This window comes from Hymenobacter crusticola, from assembly GCF_002154225.1.
Lineage (GTDB): Bacteria > Bacteroidota > Bacteroidia > Cytophagales > Hymenobacteraceae > Hymenobacter > Hymenobacter crusticola.
In genome coordinates, this window is sequence record NZ_MTSE01000082.1 from 1 (window position 1) to 2507 (window position 2507).

The following is a 2507-nucleotide window of genomic DNA, read 5'->3' on the forward strand; positions in this document are numbered from 1 at the left end:
TTCCAATCGTTCTACTGGAAGACGTTATAGAACTTAAGTGCACCTATCATATTCTTGAACACTCGTCTATAAGATCTTAAGCGGCACTGCTTGTCTCGATTAACTACAAGGACGATTGCGCATGGTCATTGGGATCACGGAATACGGCCCTGTAAAAAAGTGAGCAGGTCGACTTGCGCTAGCGCTGGCGCTAGGTTTCGGCTGCCGGTAGGCTGGTACAGGCAGCTGCCATTCCACCAGTACTGGCACAGGGGCTCGCCCGCCGTGGTGCTAGCGGCGTTAAACGCACCGCCGGCTCTAGCGAACACATATTTTCCGTAGTGCTGCCCATCCCGCGTGCGGATGAAGAAGCCTGCTTCCTTGCCCGTTAACACGTAACGCGAGCAGTAGCCCTGCGTTGGCGCCTGGGTCTGCTCGAACAAAGCAGACTGCGCGTACTCCTCGGCGAAGAGTGGCCGGATCCCACCCCGGCCCCCCGCCACTAGCAGGGTGGGAGCCTGTCCAATCGCAGGGGGTGCCAGCCACAGGTCACACACACTCGTATCGCGGCTAATGCGGGGGCCGGCCAAGACCAAGCCATAGGTATCGCGGAATCGTTCGCCACTGCGTTGAGGACAGGCGTCTACCTTCAGCACCACCGGAACGTTTCGTGGCCCATCGGCCACGCTTGAGCTCGGCAAGGCGCGGAAGGCGCGATCCGCGCTGGCCAGCGGGTGCGCATACAGCGTGGTCTGCAAGGTGGGATTCGGCTGGGCNCCGCGCTGGCCAGCGGGTCCGCATACAGCGTGGTCTGCAAGGTGGGATTCGGCTGGGCGCGGTGCAGCGCCAGGACCAAATTAGCCTGTGGCTGTTGTACGGCCAGCTTGCGCCGTCCCGGCTGATAGCCTGGCGCGTGCGCGGCCGTGGCCACTAGAAAGCGTGGGCAAAGGTGGCGCGGACCTGTCCGTGCGCGTCGGTATGGGTATAGCAAAGCGAGTCTCCGTAGGCAGCCCCCAAGCCATTACGCGCATAGACGCTGACCAGCAGCACCTGTGCCTGCGGAATCGGGCGTCCAGTCACCGCGTCCACCACGTGCACGGTGGCGACAACCCCCGCTGTATTCGTGGGCTCGCATCCCATCATGCCCAACAAGAGCCCGAACAGCAGCAGGCGATAACGCATAAGAAACGGTTAGACAGAAAGACAATCGAACAAAGAGGTAGGGTTGAGCCTTCTCCTCACGTGCGGTTAACCGGGCACGTTGACCAGGAGAGCGCCTCTATCCAGGAGGTGCGCGAAGATCTATAGCAGGATTCCTCGGCCGCTAGCTTACCAGAGAGCAGGCAAACTAGCGGCCAAAGAATCGCGAAAGGTTGCTTGGACATTTTCCAAAGGGAGGTGGCTGTTGCAGAACCCTATTTGTATTCCGGATAAGCTATGTTTAACCCCTCGTTTACGGAAAATAGCTGCCATAAACAGGCTTTTTAGCCTGTTTCACTCGTTGGTGCTACACATCCGATTCACTACTGGGAGTTCTGCAACAGCCACGGAGGACCGTAAAGTGTCCAACTTACGCCTTCTTCCCAGATCCTTTGGATGCAGAGCTGAGGACAGGTCCTGGCTTCCATTCCTAGAAGATGGCTAGCCGCTTCCTGGTCGGCGAAAGTGGCCCTGACCCGTGCCGCGGGTTACGCGCGTGCGCCCGGCGGCCGGGCGGCGCGCTGAGCCGCACCTGGCCAGCCCGCGACGGTGGCACTTACCAGCAACACGCCCCCCTGGACCAGGCTCGCCCAGTGAAATAGGGACCCACCCCAGGCCTGCGCCGGGGCGGCCAGCAACGAGAGACCACACAAAAGCACGACCCCTGACCCGACGCGCCGCGACGGGCAGAGCCGGAGCAGAAACGTGGCCACGCCAAATCCTTGTCCTAGCATCAGCACGAGGAACAGGGGGGGATTCGGGACAACGGGTTGACCCGCCGCGATGGCCCCCACGGCCCGGGCCACCAAAAAAGCCAGCAGGTGGGCCACGTCACCCAGGCTCATCATGGTGGCGACCACAATGCCGAGAAAGAGTAGATATTGGACGACCTTGCGCATACCTTAGCGCCCTGACTGGCCAGCCCTCCAGTCTAAAACCCGGCGCGCGGCCCGGGTGGAATAGGTGCCCGCACAGCGATTAGCCGTCGGCGCGTAGGACAACAGGGGGCGAACCAGGAGGCGTCCGCGCGCAGCCGCGGCGCGATTCCTGCCGCAGCCGGTCGGCAGCCGAACAAAGGAAACAAGCATAAGGGAACTACTAGGCCGCTAAGCAGTACAATTTACGCTCCAAATAAAGCCGGAAGTAGCGAGACACGTCGTGTGTGCGAGGCCCCAAACCGCATCATGGCGTCTAGGAAGCACTCCCTTCCAACCCCACTAGCAGCAGGCCGAACGCCTGGGTGAGACATCTTACAATCCTGCGTTTGTCCTACGATGACATGAGCCGCTGTGTCATTCTAGGAAGGGAGGGCCCTAGTATGACACACC

3 protein-coding genes are annotated in these 2507 nt (G+C 60.7%); 1 reads left to right on the plus strand and 2 read right to left on the minus strand.

Features of this window, described 5'->3' with window-relative positions:
• Positions 1-134: 134 nt before the first annotated feature.
• Both BXP70_RS28865 and BXP70_RS28870 read right to left on the minus strand, forming a co-directional pair.
• On the minus strand, positions 135-737 hold the full coding sequence (locus BXP70_RS28865) for a hypothetical protein (RefSeq protein ID WP_086597588.1): 603 nt from the start codon (positions 735-737) through the stop codon (positions 135-137).
• A 172-nt stretch (positions 738-909) separates the two neighbouring features.
• Complete coding sequence (locus BXP70_RS28870; RefSeq protein WP_086597589.1) at positions 910-1161, minus strand: hypothetical protein; 252 nt, start codon at positions 1159-1161, stop codon at positions 910-912.
• Between the two features lie 455 nt (positions 1162-1616).
• Here BXP70_RS28870 and BXP70_RS30160 point away from each other — a divergent pair, with 455 nt between their 5' ends.
• Entirely contained in the window at positions 1617-1781 is a 165-nt protein-coding gene (locus tag BXP70_RS30160) for a hypothetical protein (RefSeq protein WP_179197898.1), read from the plus strand.
• The last annotated feature ends 726 nt before the right edge of the window (positions 1782-2507 follow it).